The 19,300-nt window shown below is 61.7% G+C and carries 19 protein-coding genes and 1 riboswitch; of the genes, 16 read left to right on the top strand and 3 right to left on the bottom strand.

Translation table 11 applies throughout. From position 1 onward, the window contains the following. Positions 1 to 83: 83 nt before the first annotated feature. The 14 genes from WBQ96_RS22750 (at position 84) to WBQ96_RS22685 (ending at position 15,315) form a co-directional block, all read left to right on the top strand. Positions 84 to 1,211 carry an S-(hydroxymethyl)glutathione dehydrogenase/class III alcohol dehydrogenase gene (locus tag WBQ96_RS22750; protein WP_336552577.1) on the top strand — a complete coding sequence of 376 codons (1,128 nt, stop codon included), beginning with the start codon at positions 84 to 86 and terminating at the stop codon, positions 1,209 to 1,211. Between the two features lie 14 nt (positions 1,212 to 1,225). Further along, positions 1,226 to 1,711, top strand: coding sequence for a YaiI/YqxD family protein (locus tag WBQ96_RS22745; protein WP_336552576.1), 486 nt, complete (start codon positions 1,226 to 1,228; stop codon positions 1,709 to 1,711). Continuing rightward, complete coding sequence (locus WBQ96_RS22740; protein WP_336552575.1) at positions 1,708 to 2,358, top strand: DUF1345 domain-containing protein; 651 nt, start codon at positions 1,708 to 1,710, stop codon at positions 2,356 to 2,358. Before WBQ96_RS22745 ends, WBQ96_RS22740 begins: the two co-directional genes overlap by 4 nt. Positions 2,359 to 2,423: 65 nt before the next feature. Then, positions 2,424 to 2,678 carry a FitA-like ribbon-helix-helix domain-containing protein gene (locus WBQ96_RS22735; protein ID WP_336552574.1) on the top strand — a complete coding sequence of 85 codons (255 nt, stop codon included), beginning with the start codon at positions 2,424 to 2,426 and terminating at the stop codon, positions 2,676 to 2,678. Then, positions 2,668 to 3,069, top strand: coding sequence for a type II toxin-antitoxin system VapC family toxin (locus WBQ96_RS22730; protein WP_336552573.1), 402 nt, complete (start codon positions 2,668 to 2,670; stop codon positions 3,067 to 3,069). Before WBQ96_RS22735 ends, WBQ96_RS22730 begins: the two co-directional genes overlap by 11 nt. Further along, positions 3,066 to 3,902: an S-formylglutathione hydrolase gene (gene fghA, locus WBQ96_RS22725; RefSeq protein WP_336552572.1), complete on the top strand. Its 837-nt coding sequence runs from the start codon at positions 3,066 to 3,068 to the stop codon at positions 3,900 to 3,902. Before WBQ96_RS22730 ends, fghA begins: the two co-directional genes overlap by 4 nt. Positions 3,903 to 4,023: 121 nt before the next feature. Next, positions 4,024 to 4,905: a cytochrome b/b6 domain-containing protein gene (locus tag WBQ96_RS22720; protein ID WP_336552571.1), complete on the top strand. Its 882-nt coding sequence runs from the start codon at positions 4,024 to 4,026 to the stop codon at positions 4,903 to 4,905. Next, complete coding sequence (locus WBQ96_RS22715; RefSeq protein WP_336552570.1) at positions 4,902 to 5,693, top strand: molybdopterin-binding protein; 792 nt, start codon at positions 4,902 to 4,904, stop codon at positions 5,691 to 5,693. Before WBQ96_RS22720 ends, WBQ96_RS22715 begins: the two co-directional genes overlap by 4 nt. A 181-nt stretch (positions 5,694 to 5,874) precedes the next feature. Further along, positions 5,875 to 6,261 carry a helix-turn-helix domain-containing protein gene (locus tag WBQ96_RS22710; RefSeq protein ID WP_336552569.1) on the top strand — a complete coding sequence of 129 codons (387 nt, stop codon included), beginning with the start codon at positions 5,875 to 5,877 and terminating at the stop codon, positions 6,259 to 6,261. A 166-nt stretch (positions 6,262 to 6,427) separates the two neighbouring features. Next, positions 6,428 to 6,514, top strand: a riboswitch (glycine riboswitch). Positions 6,515 to 6,664: 150 nt separating this feature from the next. After that, positions 6,665 to 7,765, top strand: coding sequence for a glycine cleavage system aminomethyltransferase GcvT (gcvT, locus tag WBQ96_RS22705; protein WP_336552568.1), 1,101 nt, complete (start codon positions 6,665 to 6,667; stop codon positions 7,763 to 7,765). Positions 7,766 to 7,771: 6 nt separating this feature from the next. Continuing rightward, positions 7,772 to 8,140, top strand: a complete 369-nt coding sequence (gene gcvH / locus WBQ96_RS22700; RefSeq protein ID WP_336552567.1) for a glycine cleavage system protein GcvH — start codon at positions 7,772 to 7,774, stop codon at positions 8,138 to 8,140. 8 nt (positions 8,141 to 8,148) lie between these two features. Beyond that, positions 8,149 to 10,962: an aminomethyl-transferring glycine dehydrogenase gene (gene gcvP, locus WBQ96_RS22695; protein ID WP_336552759.1), complete on the top strand. Its 2,814-nt coding sequence runs from the start codon at positions 8,149 to 8,151 to the stop codon at positions 10,960 to 10,962. A gap of 212 nt (positions 10,963 to 11,174) precedes the next feature. After that, positions 11,175 to 13,223: a DNA topoisomerase IV subunit B gene (gene parE / locus WBQ96_RS22690; protein WP_336552566.1), complete on the top strand. Its 2,049-nt coding sequence runs from the start codon at positions 11,175 to 11,177 to the stop codon at positions 13,221 to 13,223. A gap of 22 nt (positions 13,224 to 13,245) precedes the next feature. Beyond that, positions 13,246 to 15,315 carry an FUSC family protein gene (locus tag WBQ96_RS22685; RefSeq protein ID WP_336552565.1) on the top strand — a complete coding sequence of 690 codons (2,070 nt, stop codon included), beginning with the start codon at positions 13,246 to 13,248 and terminating at the stop codon, positions 15,313 to 15,315. Positions 15,316 to 15,327: 12 nt separating this feature from the next. Here the strand turns inward: WBQ96_RS22685 and WBQ96_RS22680 are convergent, their stop codons facing one another. After that, a complete protein-coding gene (locus WBQ96_RS22680) occupies positions 15,328 to 16,449 on the bottom strand; it encodes a DUF2336 domain-containing protein (RefSeq protein ID WP_336552564.1) in 1,122 nt (373 codons plus the stop codon). Positions 16,450 to 16,603: 154 nt separating this feature from the next. Here WBQ96_RS22680 and WBQ96_RS22675 point away from each other — a divergent pair, with 154 nt between their 5' ends. Beyond that, the gene (locus WBQ96_RS22675) at positions 16,604 to 17,059 is read left to right on the top strand and encodes a MaoC family dehydratase (RefSeq protein ID WP_165114247.1); all 456 of its coding nucleotides are present in this window, start codon (positions 16,604 to 16,606) and stop codon (positions 17,057 to 17,059) included. Further along, positions 17,059 to 17,940, top strand: a complete 882-nt coding sequence (locus tag WBQ96_RS22670) for an HpcH/HpaI aldolase/citrate lyase family protein (protein ID WP_165114249.1) — start codon at positions 17,059 to 17,061, stop codon at positions 17,938 to 17,940. Before WBQ96_RS22675 ends, WBQ96_RS22670 begins: the two co-directional genes overlap by 1 nt. On the opposite strand, the gene WBQ96_RS22665 is transcribed toward WBQ96_RS22670, so the two are convergent. Both WBQ96_RS22665 and WBQ96_RS22660 read right to left on the bottom strand, forming a co-directional pair. After that, positions 17,937 to 18,539: a flavin reductase family protein gene (locus WBQ96_RS22665; protein ID WP_336552563.1), complete on the bottom strand. Its 603-nt coding sequence runs from the start codon at positions 18,537 to 18,539 to the stop codon at positions 17,937 to 17,939. The two genes, WBQ96_RS22670 and WBQ96_RS22665, sit on opposite strands and share 4 nt — an antisense overlap. A gap of 5 nt (positions 18,540 to 18,544) precedes the next feature. After that, positions 18,545 to 19,129: a nitroreductase family protein gene (locus tag WBQ96_RS22660; protein ID WP_336552562.1), complete on the bottom strand. Its 585-nt coding sequence runs from the start codon at positions 19,127 to 19,129 to the stop codon at positions 18,545 to 18,547. Positions 19,130 to 19,300: the final 171 nt, after the last annotated feature.

Below are 19,300 nucleotides of genomic sequence, written 5' to 3'. Positions count from 1 at the left end.
TGGCAAAATGCGGACAATTCGCCTAGTCAGTCTGCAAGCACCGACCCAACCATCAAGACAGATCTACGCAAAAGGAATTGCTTATGAAGACCCGCGCCGCAGTCGCCGTTGGAGCCGGAAAACCGCTTGAAATCATGGAAGTCGACCTCGAAGGTCCACGCGAGGGCGAGGTCCTGGTCGAGATCAAGGCGACCGGCATCTGCCACACCGACGAGTTCACTTTGTCGGGCGCTGACCCGGAAGGCATTTTTCCGGCGATTCTCGGCCATGAGGGCGCCGGTGTCGTCGTCGATGTCGGCAAGGGCGTTACGTCGCTGAAGAAGGGCGACCACGTCATCCCGCTCTACACGCCCGAATGCCGCCAGTGCCCGTCTTGCCTGTCGCGCAAGACCAATCTCTGCACCGCGATCCGCTCGACGCAGGGCCAGGGCCTCATGCCGGACGGCACCTCGCGCTTCTCCATCGGCAAGGACAAGATTTTCCATTACATGGGCTGCTCGACCTTCTCGAACTTCACGGTCCTGCCCGAGATCGCGCTGGCCAAGGTCAACCCGGACGCGCCTTTCGACAAGATCTGCTACATCGGCTGCGGTGTCACCACCGGCATAGGCGCGGTCATCAATACGGCCAAGGTCGAGATCGGTTCGACGGCGGTCGTGTTCGGCCTCGGCGGCATCGGCCTCAACGTGCTTCAGGGCCTGAGGCTTGCCGGAGCCGACATGATCATCGGCGTCGACCTCAACAATGACCGCAAGGCATGGGGCGAAAAGTTCGGCATGACGCATTTCGTCAATCCGAAGGAGATCGACGGCGATATCGTGCCTTACCTCGTCAACATGACCAAGCGCGGCGCCGACCAGATCGGGGGCGCGGACTACACTTTCGACTGCACCGGTAATGTGAAAGTCATGCGCCAAGCCCTTGAATCGGCTCACCGCGGCTGGGGCGAAAGCATCGTCATCGGCGTTGCAGGCGCCGGACAGGAAATCTCGACGCGGCCGTTCCAGCTGGTCACCGGCCGCACCTGGAAGGGCACAGCCTTCGGCGGCGCGCGCGGCCGCACGGACGTGCCGAAGATCGTCGACTGGTATATGGAAGGCAAGATCCAGATCGACCCGATGATCACCCACACCATGCCGCTCGAAGACATCAACAAGGGTTTTGACCTGATGCATCGCGGCGAGAGCATCAGAAGCGTGGTGATCTACTGAGCCAGGAAAACCACATGCCGGACCCGATCATCTATGTCGACGCCGATGCCTGCCCGGTGAAGGCGGAGGCCGAGAAGGTCGCGGACCGGCTCGGGCTGGTGGTCGTTTTCGTCTCGAACGGGGGCTTGCGCCCTTCCCGCGATCCGATGATCCGCCACGTCGTCGTTTCAAAGAGCGCCGATGCGGCGGACGACTGGATCGTCGAAAATGCAAAACCCAACGACATCGTCGTGACGGCCGACATTCCGTTGGCGGCCCGCACCGTAGCGCTGGGCGCGCATGTTCTCGGCATGACCGGAAAGCCCTTCACGCATGAGACGATCGGCATGGCGGTTGCCATGCGCGACCTGAAGCAACATCTGCGCGAGACCGGCGAGAGCAAGGGCTATAATGCCGGCTTCGCGCCGCAGGATCGCTCGCGCTTTCTCGGCGCGCTCGACCAGACGGGCCGGAAGGCAAAGGCATCTGCCGAAAGTGCCGCCAAGGATGTGGCCGGATGAACCTACTGAGCGTACGCCATTTTCCGTTCTATGCCGGCGTAGTCCTGGGGCTGGCGGCATTCGCGTTGGCGTTGCTGTTGAAGCAGCCGCTTGCCTATGCGATCGGCGCCAATGTCTTCTTCGTCATCTATATCACTCTCATGCTGAGGCAGATGCCAACGTTCAGTGCCGACTATCTCAGCCGGCGCGCGCAAGATGCCGACGAGCCTATCGGCATCATCTTTCTGGCCACAGCCGTGATCATTTGCGTGGCGGTGGGCTCGCTGTTCCTGCTGATGAACGCCAAGGATGCGCCGCATCCGATCGGGCTCGCCTTTTCGATGCTGTCGCTGCCGCTCGGCTGGTTCACTATCCACACTATGGCCGCACTGCACTACGCGCATCTTTACTGGAAAGGCGACAACACCTCCGACAAGCGCAGCCGAAAGCCGGTGGGTGGACTGATTTTTCCAGGCACCGAGCGGCCGGTTGGGTGGGATTTCCTCTATTATTCCGTCGTCATCGGCATGACGGCGCAAACCGCCGACACCAACATCAACACCACCACCATGCGCATTGCGACGATGGTTCACTCGGTCCTGTCGTTCTTTTTCAACACGGTGATCGTGGCGGCAGCGGTCAATCTCGTGGTTTCGCTGGCGGGTTGATGGCCGCGGTTGTGACGTTCGGTGAAAAATGATATCATTGTGATATCATTTTCAAAGGAATTCCCATGGGTAGCATGGTGATCAGGAACATCCCGGACGATGTCGTGGAAAGCTTCAAGGCCCGCGCCAAGGCCAACGGCCTGTCAGCCGAGCAACTGGCGCGCGACGTCATCACGCGCGAAGCAGGAATGACACGGGAAGAGGCGTGGGCCGCGATCGATACGATCCGCGCCAAAAGCAAGCCTGTCGATCTGAAGACAGCATTGAGAATCATGGAAGAATCCCGTCTCGATCGGGACGGGCCAGATAATGATCATTGACGTAAGCGTTGCGGTTCCATGGCTTGTCGAGACACCGTTTTCGGACACCGCAAAACGACTTCGTTCAATCGAATGCGCGGCCCCTGATCTACTGCTGCTGGAAACGACAAATGCTCTACTCAAATATCATCGCATCGGCCAGATCTCGTTGGACGGCATCCTTGCCGGCATCCAGGCAGTAAAGGTTGCGGTTTCGAAATTTGTGCCCGACGACCAGTTGCTGCCCAGTGCGACAAAGATCGCAGCCGACAATACGCACAAGATTTACGATTGCATGTACCTTGCACTCGCGCTTGAACGTAACCAACCGCTGGCTACTGCGGACAAGCGTCTCGCAGCCATCGCCAAATCCCTTTCAATCGAAACATTGCTGATCGAGCCCATTTCATGAAAACCATCTCCACCGCGAAATCTCATGGCGGCGTCCAGGGCGTCTATTCCCATGCCTCAGAAGCGTGCGCCTGCGACATGACCTTCGCGGTGTTCGTGCCGCCGCAGGCCAAGGATGGCCCCTGCCCGGTCGTCTGGTATCTATCGGGCCTGACCTGCACGCATCAGAACGTGATGGACAAGGGCGAATACCGCCGGCTTGCCGCCGAACTCGGTCTGATCATCGTCTGCCCGGATACCAGCCCGCGCGGCGAGAACGTGCCCGACGAGAAGGATAACTGGCAGTTCGGCTGTGGCGCCGGCTTCTATCTCGACGCCACGCAGGAGCCATTCGCGAAGAACTACCGGATGTATTCCTACATTGCCGAGGAACTGCCCGCGCTGATCGCCAGGGAATTCCCAGCGGACATGAAGCGGCAGGCGATCTTCGGCCATTCCATGGGCGGCCATGGCGCGCTGACCATCGCCTTGAAACATCCCGACCGCTTCAAAAGCTGCTCGGCCTTCGCACCGATTGTCCACCCGATGATTGCCGGCTGGTCGAAGCCCGCTTTCGAAAAATATCTCGGTACCGACGAAGCATCATGGCGCGCCTATGATGCGGTCGCGCTGATAGAGGACGGCAAGCGCTTTCCCGAATTCCTTGTCGATCAGGGCAGTGCCGACGGCTTCCTCGATGACGGCTTGCGGCCATGGCTGCTGGATGACGCCTGCAAGGCAGCCGGCATTCCGCTGACCCTGCGCATGCAGGAGGGTTACGACCACTCCTATTTCTTCATCTCGACCTTCATGGATGATCATCTGCGCTGGCATACCGAAAGACTTGCGAAGTAACTTTCCTGTCGCGCTAATGTCATTCGCGCGCTGAAACCTGTGAATGTCTCTTCCCGTTGCTATCCGGTAACATCCGGAAAAGACGGCGTGGCGTTTTTGATGCCACAGGGAGGAACAGGACATGGACGACGCAGTTCTCCGCTCGGCTCAATCCGATATTGAGCCGACGAATGATCGTCCGCTCATCTATCGGCAATTCGCCTGGACGCGGCTGACCCATTGGATATGGGCACTGGCCTTGTTCTTCCTGCTGCTGACGGGCTTGCAGATCTTCAATGCGCATCCGTCGCTCTATATCGGCAAGCAGTCTGGCTTCAGCTTCGACAATTCGGTGCTGAGTTTCAGCGCCGAAAACACGCCTGAAGGGCCGAAAGGCTATACGGACATTCTCGGCCACCGCTTCGATACCACCGGTGTTCTGGGCCTCTCCGGCGGACCCGACGACCTGCACGCCCGCGCCTTTCCAGCATGGGCGACGATTCCGTCCCATCAGGATCTGGCGACAGGCCGCGTCATCCATTTCTTCTTTGCCTGGCTGCTTTCAGGCACCCTGCTCGTCTGGCTGATCGCCAGCCTTGTGAACGGCCATCTGCGCCGCGATCTTGAGCCGCGTGTCGCGGATTTGAAGCGCCTGCCCGGCGATATCGTCGACCACGCCAAGCTGAAATTCCATCACAGCCGCGACTACAACACGCTGCAGAAGCTCGCCTATGGCGGCGTGCTGTTCGTGCTCATGCCGCTGATGATCCTGACCGGGCTTGCGATGTCGCCCAGCATGAACGCGGCGATACCGTTCCTCGCTGATCTCTTCGGCGGCAGGCAGACGGCGCGTACCATCCATTTCACAGTCATGGTGCTGCTGGTCGGCTTCTTCATTATCCACATGCTGATGATTCTTGCGGCTGGGCCGCTTAACGAACTGCGCTCGATCATCACCGGCTGGTACCGAACCGACCCGCCCACGTCCGGCGACAAGTCCTCGGCACGGAGCACGCGGTCATGAAAAAACTCCAGATCAGCCGCCGCGGCTTTCTTACTTCCGCAGCACTTGGCGCCTCAGGCCTCGCCATCTCCGGCTGTGACGCCTTCGATTCGCTGTCTTCGACGGACAGCCAGGTCAGGGGTGTTCTGGAAGGCGCCAACAATCTGACCTATCGCGTCCAACGCCTGCTGGCCGGTCGCGACTCACTCGCCCAGGAATTCACCGAAGCCGATATCCGGCAGCCACAACGCCCCAACGGCGTGACAGCCCCGGATGACGCCGACTACCGCGCGCTCCAGAGCAATGACTTCGCCGACTGGCGACTCGAAATTTCCGGTCTGGTCGAAAAGCCCTTGTCGCTGTCGCGAGAACAGCTAATCGCCATGCCGTCGCGCACCCAGATCACCCGCCACGATTGCGTCGAAGGCTGGAGCTGCATCGCCAAATGGACCGGAACGCCGCTGTCGCTGGTACTGGACGAAGCCAAGGTAAAGCCGCAGGCCCGCTATGCCGTATTCCACTGCATGGACACGATCGAGAACGGGCTTTCGGGCAGGATAAAATACTATGGCTCGATCGACCTGATCGACGCCCGCCATCCTCAGACGATCCTCGCCTACGGCCTCAACGGCAAGCCGTTGCCGGTCGAGAATGGCGCTCCTCTCAGGGTGCGTGTCGAGCGTCAGCTTGGCTACAAGATGCCGAAATATATTCGGAAGATAGAACTGGTCGATAGCTTCACCCAGATGGGCGACGGCAAGGGCGGCTATTGGGAAGATCGAGGCTACGATTGGTACGGTGGTATCTGAAATACGACGTGATCCCCCGACCAACAGTCGAACTTTCAGTCTAAGAATTACCCTTAAATACAAGACTTTACACGATATTGATGCAAAGCGCCTTGCTATGCGGTCACCCGTCCGCCATGTTTAGGGCACCTGTTTCCGTGTCGGAAACAGGACAATCCGCACATCACAGGAGGTGCATCGGGTGTCCGACACCACGAATATTTACGAACAAACGCCGGATCTCGATACGATCGGCGGCCGACTGTCCCGAGCCCGTGAGGCCAGCGGCATGAGCGTCAAGCAACTGGCATGGCGGCTCGGCGTCAAAATGTCGACGATAACCGCCTGGGAAAGCGACCGCTCGCAGCCCGGCGCGCACCGCCTGAACATGGTATCGGGCATTCTCAATGTCAGCCTGTCATGGGTCCTGCATGGCGTCGGCACCGGTCCCATCGAGCCGGAAGACGACAGCGACATGATCGAAACCGTTGGCGCCCAACTGGATCGCCTCAGGCTTCTGCATGCCGAAACCGGCAGCCTGATCGTCCGCCTTCAGAACGACATGGATCGTCTCGCCGCCGCGAGTTGACGGACTTTTTCGTCCGCGTTTTGTCGCCGCCCCGAAAATCAGCTTCATGGCCGCACGGCATTCCTGCCGCGCGATAACAAAGCTGTGCGTATGTCGCATGGGGCGTGACAATGCGTCGGTCATGAGCTAGCTATGCTGCGTCGAGGATCCGGTGTTTTCCGGATTCTACCTGTTTGCGGGAGAGAGCAGCGTTTGCTGCCGCCGAAGGGGAAATCGCCCGAAATCTCTCAGGCAAAAGAACCGTAGATGGGAAAGACACTCTGGAAAGTCGGGACTAAACCTCCCGCGCCGAAGGTGTAAGCGTCGCCGACAGAGTTCCGGTTGCGCGAGTCTCTCAGGCCTCAGACAGAGGGGCACGGAATGGCCGCCGTAGCGGCCGCTTGCGTGCGACTCTGGAGATGTCATGACGGGCACCGACGGCAAGAAACTACCCCTCGAAGACCTGCATGTTGCAGCTGGAGCGCGCTTTGGCGCGTTTGCCGGTTGGTCAATGCCGTTGACCTATCCGGCCGGCGTCATGGCAGAACATCTTCACACCCGCGACCATGCCGGGCTGTTCGATATCTCGCATATGCGCCTGTTCGAAATCGCCGGCCCCGGTGCTGCCGCGCTGCTTGCCAAGGCATGCCCGCTCGATGCGGCGGCACTTTCCGAACGCCAGTCGAAATACACTTTTTTCCTCAACGAACAGGCCGGCATCATCGACGATCTGATCGTCACGAGGCTTGGAGCCGAGCGCTTCATGGTCGTCGCCAATGCGGGCAATGCAGCGGTGGACGAGGCGCATCTGCGCGCGCTGGCCAAGGCTTTCGACTGCAGGATCGATGCGCTGGACCGCGTTTTCCTCGCCATCCAGGGGCCGGAAGCCTGGGCAGCTTTGGCTCGCGCCGGCATCGAGACCGGTGAACTTCTGTTCATGCATGGCTTCGAGCCCAGAAAAGACTGGTTCATGAGCCGGTCGGGCTACACCGGTGAAGACGGTTTCGAGATCGGCCTGCCGGAGGCCGATGCGCGCCAGCTGCTCGAAACCCTGCTTGCCGATGAGCGCGTCAAATGGATCGGCCTCGCCGCCCGCGACAGCCTGCGGCTTGAAGCCGGCCTTTGCCTTCACGGTCAGGACATCACTCCCGACATCGACCCGGCGAGCGCCGGCCTGATGTGGGCGATCTCCAAGGACCTGCGCGCCAGCGGCCAGTTCATCGGCGCTGACGCATTGCGCGCCATTCTCGCAAAAGGCGCGACCGAAAAGCGGGTCGGCCTGAAACCACACGGTCGCCAGCCGGTTCGCGCCGGCGCCCAGCTTTTCGACGAGGCAGGCAACCCCGCCGGACACGTCACCTCGGGTGGCTTCGGGCCCTCCGCAGGCTCACCGGTCGCCATGGGTTACGTCTCCGTGCCGCTCGCAAGCAGCGGATCGAAAATCTTCGCCGATGTCCGGGGCACAAAAATTCCCGTCGACATTTCTTCTCTACCCTTCACGCCGCATCGCTACCGCAAAGGATAAGTTCTCATGGCAACGACCTATTTCACCGACGATCACGAGTGGCTCCGCGTCGAGGGCGGCATCGCCACCGTCGGCATCACGGATTATGCGCAGGAACAGCTTGGCGACCTGGTTTTTGTCGAACTGCCCGAAGCCGGACGCAAGCTTGCCAAGGGCGACGTCGCCGTCGTCGTCGAATCCGTCAAGGCAGCATCGGACGTCTACGCTCCCATCGACGGCGAGATCGTTGAGTCCAACGGTGCGCTGGCTTCCGACCCGGCGCTGGTGAACTCGGCCGCAACCGGCGATGGCTGGCTGTGGAAGATGAAGCTTTCCGACGAAAGCCAGCTTGCCGGCCTGCTCGATGAAGCCGGCTACAACGCGCTGATCGGCTAAAAGGTGACATTATGACTGCCGCTCCCTATCCGTTCGCCACCCGCCATATCGGCCCCAGCACCGCCGATACGCGCGCCATGCTCGCCGTGCTCGGCGTGCCTTCCATCGAGACATTGATCTCGCAGGCCGTGCCGAAATCGATCCGGCTCGACCGCCCGCTCGATCTGCCGGCGCCCGCCAGCGAGGCCGAGGCGCTTGTCGAGCTTGCGGAAATAATGTCGAAGAACGTCGTGCTGAAAAGCTTCATCGGCGCCGGCTATCATGGCTGCCGCGTGCCGCCGGTGATCCAGCGCAACCTGTTCGAAAACCCCGCCTGGTACACGGCCTATACGCCCTACCAGTCCGAAATCAGCCAGGGCCGGCTTGAACTCCTGTTCCATTTCCAGACGCTGGTGACGGAACTGACCGGCCTACCGGTTGCCTCCGCCTCGCTTCTGGACGAGTCGACCGCGGTGGCCGAAGCCGTCGGTATCGCCTATCGCCACCATCGCGAGAAGCGTCATCGCGTGGCGTTCGCCGGCGCACCTCACCCGCAGACGCTCGATGTCGTCACGACTCGCGCCGAGCCACTGGGCATCGAAGTGGACGGCGAAACGATCGATGAGGATACCGCCGCCCTCGTCGTTTCCTGGCCCGATACGTTCGGCGTCTATGGCAACCACGCCGATGCGATCGCCAAGGCCAAGGCGGTCGGCGCAATCGTCATTTTCGTCGCCGACCCGCTGGCGCTGACGATTGCGGAAACGCCGGCCAGTCTTGGTGCCGACATTGCCGTCGGCCCGATGCAGCGCTTCGGCGTGCCGATGGGCTTTGGCGGACCGCATGCGGCTTACTGCGCCGTTTCCGACAAGCTCACGCGCCTCATGCCCGGCCGTCTCGTCGGCCAGTCGGTCGATGCCAATGGCCGCCCCGGCTACCGGCTCGCCTTGCAGACGCGCGAGCAGCATATCCGCCGCGACAAGGCGACCTCGAACATCTGCACGGCGCAGGCGCTACTCGCCAACATGGCCGCCTCCTTCGCCATCTGGCATGGACCGCTGGGGCTTCAGTCGATCGCCAGCCAGATCAATGCTTTTGCCGAGCGGCTTGCGCTCGGACTGAAGGCCGTAGGCATTGAAATCGACGGCGACCGCCGCTTTGATACCGTCACCATCACCGCCAAAGGCAAGGCCAAGGCTATCGCGGCAGCCGCTGAGAAGGATGGCCGGCTGCTGCGCGTGATCGACAATGATCGCATCAGCGTCAGCTTCGATCAGGCCTCGACCGAAGAAGACCTTGAAGCCATCGCGGCTCTGTTCGGTGCAAAGCCATCACCGGCCGACAAGGTCAAGACACCAGCCAATCCGCGCGGAAAAGGTTTCCTGACCCAGCCGGTTTTCCACGAAAACCGCTCCGAGACCGACATGATGCGCTTCCTGCGCCGGCTTGCCGACAAGGATCTGGCGCTCGACCGCGCAATGATCCCGCTCGGCTCCTGCACGATGAAGCTCAACGCAGCTGCCGAGATGATGCCGGTGAGCTGGCCGTCGGTTGCCAATCTGCATCCCTTCGCGCCGGCCGCGCATTCGCTCGGCTATCGTGAGATGATCGACGATCTGGAGAAGTGGCTGTGCGAAATCACCGGCTTTGATGCGGTGTCGCTGCAGCCCAACGCCGGCAGCCAGGGCGAATATGCCGGCCTGCTGGCGATCCGCCACTATCACCAGTCGCGCGGCGATCATCACCGCAATGTCTGCCTCATCCCCTCCTCGGCACATGGCACCAACCCGGCCAGCGCCTCCATGGCCGGCATGGGCGTCGTCGTCGTGCGCTGCACCGAAGACGGCAATGTCGACATGGATGACCTGAAGGCCAAGGCGGCTGAGCACGCAGGCAACCTTGCAGCCCTTATGATCACCTATCCCTCGACACATGGCGTGTTCGAGGAAGGCATCCGCGATATCTGCGCGCTCATTCACGAGCATGGCGGGCAGGTCTATCTCGACGGCGCCAATCTCAATGCGCTGGTCGGCCTGGCACAGCCGGGCGAAATCGGCGCCGATGTCTGCCACATGAACCTGCACAAGACCTTCTGCATTCCGCATGGCGGCGGCGGCCCCGGCATCGGTCCGATCGGCGTCAAGGCGCATCTGAAGCCTTACCTGCCGGGCCACGTCACGGAAGGCTCCGAACATGCGGTTTCGGCGGCACCCTTCGGCAGTGCGTCGATCCTGCCGATCACCTGGATGTATATCCGCATGATGGGCGCGTCGGGCCTGAAGCAGGCAACCGAAACGGCGATCCTCAGCGCGAACTACATCGCAGCCCGGCTGAAGGCGCATTACCCGGTGCTCTATCAGGGACGCAATGGACGTGTCGCGCATGAGTGCATCCTTGACACGCGCGTGCTGAAGGAAAGCGCCGGCATCGGCGTCGAGGACGTCGCCAAGCGCCTGATCGACTATGGCTTCCACGCGCCGACCATGTCTTGGCCGGTCGCTGGCACGCTGATGGTCGAGCCGACGGAGTCCGAACCCAAGCGCGAGGTCGACCGCTTCTGCGAGGCGATGATCGCAATCGCCGGGGAAGCCGAGCGGGTGGCAAAGGGCGAATGGCCGCGCGAGGACAACCCGCTGGTCAACGCACCGCATACGGCTGCCGAAACGCTCGTCGGCGACTGGACGCATCCCTATTCGCGGTTAGAGGCGGCCTTCCCGGCTGGCGATGCGGAAACGGCTGCAAAATACTGGCCGCCAGTTTCGCGCATCGACAATGTCGGCGGCGACCGCAATCTGGTCTGCTCCTGCCCGCCGATGGCGGAATATCTCGGGGCGGCAGAGTAGCGCCTCAGCCGGCTCAATTTATCGATGACAACAAGCAGGGCTGGCGTTTGCCGGCCCTGCTTTCGATTCGTTAACTATCCCCTTGAGGTTTTGGTTATCAAAAGCCTATAGAAGCAAGCATATTTCCCTGAACGGAACGGGAACCTCTGTCGCGCCGGCTGAAAAGCGTGGCAGTATGGCGGCTAAGACGAATCACTGGAAATCCGCGCCTTATGGACGACAGCAACGACCTCTTCGGAAATCTCGACAAGCAGACGCCGCTTGCCTCGTCGCGCCCGGCCGATCCGCTGGTGCAAGCAGCCGCCAAGCGCGCGCCTCAGCCGGCCAAGGATGGCAGCGAGGGATACAGCGCGGCCGACATCGAGGTTCTGGAAGGGCTGGAGCCGGTGCGCCGGCGTCCGGGCATGTATATCGGCGGCACCGACGAGAAGGCGCTGCACCACCTCTTCGCCGAAGTCATCGACAACTCGATGGACGAGGCGGTTGCCGGCCATGCGACCTTCATCGATGTCGAGCTATCAGCCGACGGCTTTCTCACCGTCACCGACAATGGCCGTGGCATTCCGATCGATCCGCATCCGAAATACAAGCGGCCGGCGCTCGAAGTCATCATGACGACGCTGCATTCGGGCGGCAAATTCGACTCAAAGGTCTACGAGACTTCAGGCGGTCTGCACGGTGTCGGCGTTTCGGTGGTGAATGCGCTGTCCGACCATCTCGAGGTCGAGGTCGCGCGCGGCCGCCAGCTCTATCGCCAGCGCTTTTCGCGCGGCAAGCCGATCGGGGATCTGGAAGCGCTCGGCGAAGTGCACAACCGGCGCGGCACGAAAATCCGGTTCCATCCAGATGCCGATATTTTCGGCAAGGGCGCTGCCTTCGAGCCGGCTCGGCTCTACCGCATGGCCCGCTCAAAGGCCTATCTGTTCGGCGGTGTTGAAATTCGCTGGACCTGCGATCCGTTGCTGATCAAGGACAAGGACCCCACCCCCGCCAAGTCCGTCCTGCATTTTCCCGGTGGCCTGAAGGACTATCTCAAGGCCTCGCTGGGCGACGATTTCCAGGTGACGCGTGAAATCTTTGCCGGAAAAAGCGATCGCCAGGGTGGCCACGGCTCGATGGAATGGGCCGTCACCTGGTATGGCGGCGACGGTTTCCTCAATTCCTACTGCAACACCATCCCGACAGGCGAAGGCGGCACCCACGAGACTGGATTCCGCAATGTGCTGACGCGCGGTCTTCGTGCCTATGCCGAACTGACCGGCAACAAGCGCGCGGCGATCGTCACCAGCGAAGACGTGATGATCTCGGCCGCCGGCATGCTCTCGGTCTTCATCCGCGAGCCGGAATTCGTCGGCCAGACCAAGGACCGGCTGGCGACGATCGAGGCGCAGCGCCTGGTCGAGACTGCCGTGCGCGATCCCTTCGATCACTGGCTGGCCGATAACCCGCAGGAAGCCTCGAAACTTCTGGAATGGGTGATCGCGCGGGCCGACGAGCGTGTCCGCCGCCGCCAGGAAAAGGAAGTGTCGCGCAAGAGCGCGGTGCGCAAGCTTCGCCTGCCCGGCAAATTGGCCGATTGCACGCAGAACGCTGCAGCGGGTGCCGAACTGTTTATCGTCGAAGGCGATTCGGCGGGTGGCTCGGCCAAGCAGGCGCGCGACCGCGCCATGCAGGCCATTCTGCCACTGCGCGGAAAAATCCTGAACGTCGCCAGCGCCGGCCACGACAAGCTGACCGCCAACCAGCAGATTTCCGACCTAATCCAGGCGCTCGGTTGCGGCACGCGCTCGAAATACCGCGACGAAGATTTGCGCTACGACCGCGTCATCATCATGACCGACGCCGACGTCGACGGCGCTCATATCGCCTCGCTACTTATCACCTTCTTCTATCAGGAAATGCCGCAGCTCATTAATGGCGGCCACCTCTATCTGGCCGTGCCGCCGCTCTACCGCATCAGCCAGGGCGGCAAGGTCGCCTATGCGCGCGACGATGCCCACAAGGACGAGCTTCTGAAAACGGAGTTCACCGGGCGCGGCAAGATCGAACTCGGCCGATTCAAGGGCCTCGGTGAGATGATGGCAAGCCAGCTCAAGGAAACGACGATGGATCCGAAGAAGCGCACGCTTCTGCGCGTTGATATCGTGGAGGACGAGGCGGCTACGAAATTGTCCGTCGATGCGCTGATGGGCACCAAGCCGGAAGCACGCTTCCGTTTCATCCAGGAACGCGCCGAATACGCGCAGGAACTGGATATCTGACCGGCGAGTGTCGGGAACCGTCATGACCCGACCTCGCCTCAAGGACTATCTGCCCAATCCCGAGAATTTCACCCGCCCCGCGCGAGCGGACTGGGTTTTCGCCATCCGCACCACCGTGACCGGTCTGGTTGCGCTCTCGATTGCCTTTGCGCTGCAGCTGGAACAGCCACAATGGGCGATGATGACGGTGTTCATCGTTTCCCAGCCGGTCGCCGGCATGGTGCTGGCCAAGGGATTTTATCGCCTGCTCGGTACGCTGGCTGGAGCGCTTGCCGCCGTCGCCATCACGACGCTAACCGGATCGAGCCCCTGGCTTTTCGTGACGGTCCTGGCGCTGTGGATCGGGCTCTGCACATTTACGTCTTCGCTCCTGCGCAATCCCGAGGCTTATGGCGCAGTCCTTGCCGGCTACACCGCCGTCATCATCGGCATGCCGTCATTCGGGCATGGACACCTTGTCATCGATCTTGCGATCGCCCGCAGCATGGAAATCGTGCTCGGCATTGTCTGCGCCGGTCTTGCCAGCCGCCTGTTCCTGCCGCAACTGGCGCGTGACGCAATCGTAGCGCGGCTGAAGCGCAGCATCCTGGACCTCTCCGCCTACGCCAACGGCGCTTTTGCCAGCGGCGACAAGACGAAGCTCGACGCTCTGCATCGCAAGCTGATTGCCGACATACAGGCGCTCGCCGAAATGCGCGCCTATGCGCGGCTGGAGGCACCGAGCCTTGCCGCCCACGGCCATCCGGTGCGGCGAACGATCGGCCATCTTCTGTCCGCCCTGTCGGCCACGCGCATGCTGCACGGCCATGCAGCACCGCTGAATGCCGCCCTGATGCCGGTCCGCAATGAGCTTAAAACCTTGCTCGGCGATTTGACGGCTTCGGGCTCGACCGCGCTTGCCGATACGCGCCCGTGGATTGCGCGCCTCGACACCATCGCGGCGCAGGCACGGCATATGCCGGAAGCTTCCGCCGGCGAAGGAAGCGACAAGGTTGGTGCTGCCGCTCGATTGACGATTGCCGGCGAATTCGCCGATTCGCTGAAGGAGACGCTGCGCGGGCTGGACGCGCTGCGCAGTCCCGTATCGGGCCGCACGCGGGATCGGCGGCAGCCCGCCCTTGTCGTGCACCGCGACCGCCGGGCAGCACTCAGAAACGCCATCCGCGCCGGTGCGGCGACGATGCTCGTCATCGCCTTCTGGATGACGACGCGCTGGTCGGATGCCGCCGGTGTCGCCATTCTGGTTGCCGTCGTTTCGAGCCTCTTCGCAACGCGTCCAGCTCCGGTTGAAAGCGCACTGGAGTTCTTCAAGGGAACGCTTCTGGCCGCGCCCTTTGCTTTTCTGGTCGGGCAGGTTGCGCTACCTGCCTTGCCGGGTTTCGGCTGGTTCGTGCTATTCGCCGCACCGATCCTGATCGCGGCGGCACTCGGCATGGCGAACCGGCGGCATATCGGCATTTCGACCGCTTTCGCCATCAATTTCCTGGCCTTCCTAAACCCGCATCAGACCATGGTCTATGCGCCGCAGGCGTTCTTCAACAGCACCGCCTCTATTCTCGTCGGCATATTGCTCGCCATGGGCGTGTTCGCCGTCGTGTTGCCGGCAAGACCGCAAGACACGGCCGCACGGCTGATCAAGGCGATGCGCGACGATCTTGCGCGGCTCTGCCTGCACGAGCGCCTGCCGAGGCGCTCGGCCTTCGAGAGCCTCGCCTACGATCGGATCAACCAGATTCTGCCTTTAGTTCAACGGCTTGGTCAGGCCGGCGAAACCGTTCTCGAAGGCAGTCTTGCCGCCATGACGGTCGGGCTGGAAATTCTGCGCCTGCGCAAACTGCAGCTGGCAGACGGGATTTCGAACGAGGTGTCGGAGCTGATAACCAAGTTCCTGCGGCAGTTCGCACGCGATGTGTTTCTGCCATTGCCCGGAAGACAGTCTTTCGCGTCATGGATCGACAGTGCCCGCGAGGCCGCCGCCGAAATGGCAGCCGGCAACAGCAGCGCCGAAACCTTGCAGGCCGCTGCATCGCTGCGCGTCATCGCCGCAGCGATCGAGGATTATCCGCAGTTTTTCCGCAAGGCAGCCGAATAGCAGAGCGATCGCTCAGGCTGCGGCGATGGCCAGGGCATGCCCGCGCGCATTGTCCCGCAAGGCTTCGATATGAATAGCCTTCAGCAGGCCGGCGAGATCGCCCGGCGCTGACGGCCCGCCCAATTCCTTCAGCATCAGCCAGCTTACCTCTTGAACGCCGGCGACGCGCTTGCCATTGGCAACTTCGCGCCAGATCTTCAGCGCCCGCAGGACGACCTTGTGGGTCGATACCGCAAGGCCCGCCTGGCGAAACAGTGCGGAAAGCGCGACATCGTGGCCGCCGGCCAGCAGCGCCCTTATCCGGGTTTCCGCCTGCTCCGTCAGCGCGACGATCGCAGCACCGAAGAAATCGACCTTGCCATGGGCAATTGTGCGGATGAGAAAACTCGCCGTGAGATCGCCGCGCAGGCGCAGATGCTCGATCAGGGCGGCGAATTCGTCGGTCTGCGTATTCTCGATCAGCGTCAGGGATGCCTTGACGCAGGCGTCGCGCATGACGCGCTCGGCCCGAGCCGACCCCATGAGTGCAGCGACGAGCGGCGAGCGCTTCAATGCCTCGCCGACCTTGACCAGCAGCATATGGCGGCATTCGGACGGCAGGCGCGGATCGGCAATCAGCGCTTCGCGAACCAGAGCAAGATCGCCGTGACGCTCGGCCATGCGGCGAAAGCTGAGCGAGGCGATATCGGCGCCACTGTTGGCGAGCAGCATCGCACAGGCTTCAGGCTCGCCGACTTCAGCGATGGCGGCCGATACGGCCATCGAAACAAACGGGCGGTCGGCGATGAGTTTCTGTGTCGCCTTCTGGCCCGAAGCGACGCGGTCGATCAGATCGCTATCGGTCAGCAAAGGCGAGCGTGCCAGCACTAGGCCGGCCACTTCCGGCTGATCATTGGCAAGCGCGCTGATGACCTGCAAAGGCGCATGATGGCTCATCGACAGGGCCTCGGCCATCGCCAGCCGAACCTTGGCCGACGGATCGTCAAGCAAAAGCGTGAGCGCGGCTTCGGCGGCGCATCGATCCTCGAACGGCAGTTCCTTCTGGACATAGGCTCGCGCCAATGCGCTGGCCGCAGCTGCCCGCTCGGCGACCCGCGCCGTATCGATCCATTTCAGGAAATGCCCGACAATCATTCACGCCACTCGATTTTCCCACCGGAAGTTTCTTCCAGCCCCGCAAATGACGTTAGGGAGAAATGGTTTACGAACGGTTCACCATATCCGTTAACCTGCTTGCCGGGGATGTCGGCAGCGACTATCAAACGCACGCGCAATGGAGGACGTGATTATGGCTGGACTATATCTCAATGAATTCGTGGTCGGTCAGGTCATCCGCCATGCGCTGACCAAATCCGTCACCGAGAGCGACAACATGCTGTTCTCGGTCATGACGCTGAACCCGCAACCGCTGCATATCGACTTCGACTTCGCCGCCAAAAGCGAATGGGGCAAGCCGCTGGTGAACTCCCTGTTCACGCTCGGCCTGATGATCGGCATTTCCGTTCACGACACGACGCTCGGCACCACAGCCGGCAATCTCGGCATGACGGAAACGGTGTTTCCGCATCCGGTTTTTCATGGCGACACGATCCGGGTAGAGACTGAAATTCTCTCCGTGCGCGAATCGAAATCGAAGCCGGATCGCGGCATCGTCGAATTCCAGCACCGCGCCTTCAACCAGAACGGCGCGCTGGTGGCCAAATGCACCCGGCAGGCGATGATGCTGAAGAAGGCTGCCGCCTGATGCGCTCGCTGCTGTTCGTTCCCGGCGATTCGGAAAAGAAGCTCGAGAAGGGTTTTTCGTCGGAGGCCGATGTCGTCATCGTCGACCTCGAAGATTCGGTTTCGGCGCAGAACAAGATTGCGGCACGCAAGATAGCGGCTGACTTCATTCGCGATCGGCAAGGCCAGGATGGTCCGGCTGTCTATGTCCGCGTGAACGATCTTTCGACCGGGCTGACCGACGACGACCTCGCAGCCCTCGTGCCGGTAAAACCCGCAGGCATCATGCTGCCGAAGTCCAACAACGGCGCCGATGTCCAGCTACTGGCCGTCAAGCTGCGTGTCTTTGAGGCGGAAAACAACCTGCCAGATGGCGGCATCGCCATTCTGCCCATCATCACCGAGACGGCAGCCGGCGTTCTGGCGGCGGCGAGCTATGCCGGCGCAAACGCACGCCTTGCCGGCCTGACCTGGGGCGCGGAAGATCTTTCCGCGGCTGTCGGTGCGCGCGCCACGCGCGACGAGCATGGCCGCTACACCGATGTCTTTCGCCTCGCCCGCGCCATGACGATCCTTGCGGCTTCCTCAGCTGATGTCGCGGCAATCGACACCGTGTTTCCGAATTTCCGCGACATGGACGCCTTCCGTACCGAATGCATCGAGGCCGAGCGCGACGGTTTTACCGGCAAGATGGCGATCCACCCGGCGCAGGTGCCGGTTATCAACGAAGCCTTCACCCCCTCGCCCGAGGCGGTGGCGCATTCGCGAGTTGTGGTCGAGGCATTCCAGGCCGCGGGCAATCCCGGCGTCGTCGCCATCGACGGCCAGATGTACGACATGCCCCATCTGCGCCGCGCCGAGCGGTTGCTGGCGCGTGCGCAAGCGGCCAAGATTGTGGTCTAATCTTTCTCCCAGCGCGGGCGGCGCATGACGAAAGTTTCGGTGATGGCCGAATAATCCATATAGCCAAGCCGGCTAACATTTCCCGCCTTGACCATGTCGAACAGGCCGTCGGTCAGGAACGCATCGTCGATGAAGACGCCGACCACTTCACCGGCGACTACCACCGCGCCCGAATCGCTGCCATCGAGCATTTTGGGACGAAAAATCTCCGTCACCTTGCATTCGAGCGCGGCAGGAACGCCGGCAACACGCGGTGGTTTTACCATTCGCGACGGCACCATCTCCAGCCCGGCATAGTCGAACTCGCTGGTGCCGCGCGGCGCATTCACGCTGGTCCGGTTCATCTTCTCAGCAAGATCGCGCCCGACCAGATTGGCAACGAATTCGCCGGTTTCCGCGGTAAACGTGGCGCTGTCCTTCTCCCCGTCAGATGAAAACCAGACGAGAGCCGAGGAGAAGGCATTGAAGAAGGAATAGGGTGCGAGATTGAGCGAGCCGTCGCGCCCGATCGACGATATCCAGCCGATCGGCCGCGGTGCCACGATCGCCTTGAACGGATCATGCGGTAGGCCGTGCCCCTTGGACGGTTCGTAGAACAAGGCTCTCAGCCCTCCCAGGGACCGGAATAGTCGCCGTAGAGCGAGGTCACGTCGGGTCGTGGCCGTTCCGGCACAGTGCCGTCGAACGATCCGATGTGAATGAAGCCAACGACGCGCTCATGCGGAGCAAGGCCCAGAATGCGCCGCCCTTCCTCGGTGTCCGAATACCAGTTGGTGATCCAGTTGGTCTTGTAGCCGAGCGCATTGGCGGCAATGACAAGGTTCATGGCGGCCGCGCCGCCGGACAGAAACATCTCCCATTGCGGGATTTTCATGTTTTCCTTCGGGCTCGATACGACACCGATGACCAGGGGCGCACGCGAGAATCGCGCCAGCTCCTGGTTGCGGCGGCCTTCCGTCAGCGGCCCTTCGCGCTTTTCCGCCAAAGCCGCCAGTTCTTCGCCAATGCGATGACGCGCCTCGCCGCGATAGACGATGAAGCGCCACGGCTCCAGCCGGCCATGATCCGGCACGCGCGAAGCTATCGTGATCATGGTCTTGATCTCGGCATCGCTGGGTGCGGGCTCGCGCAATTCGGGTATAGGGGCCGACCCCCTGCTCAACATGAAATCGATGATCGATGAAGTCACGGCGTCGTTCTCCTGATGTTGCTGGCTGAAGCGACCGGAGTGCAGACGGCGGCTTGGGCTGAATATGCCTTGAAATTGCCACCGCATTGGGCTTCAAAGCAAGCCATGCTCGCCGGATTCCTCCGACCTTTCGCATTCATCTTTGGTGCCTCAGTGTTCACACTGGCATCC

The sequence above is a fragment of the Mesorhizobium sp. CCNWLY176 genome (assembly GCF_037153935.1).
GTDB classification, from domain to species: Bacteria; Pseudomonadota; Alphaproteobacteria; order Rhizobiales; family Rhizobiaceae; genus Mesorhizobium_M; species Mesorhizobium_M zhangyense.
The sequence above is the reverse complement of the archived record's forward strand: the minus strand, read 5'-3'. Positions and strand labels throughout refer to the sequence as shown.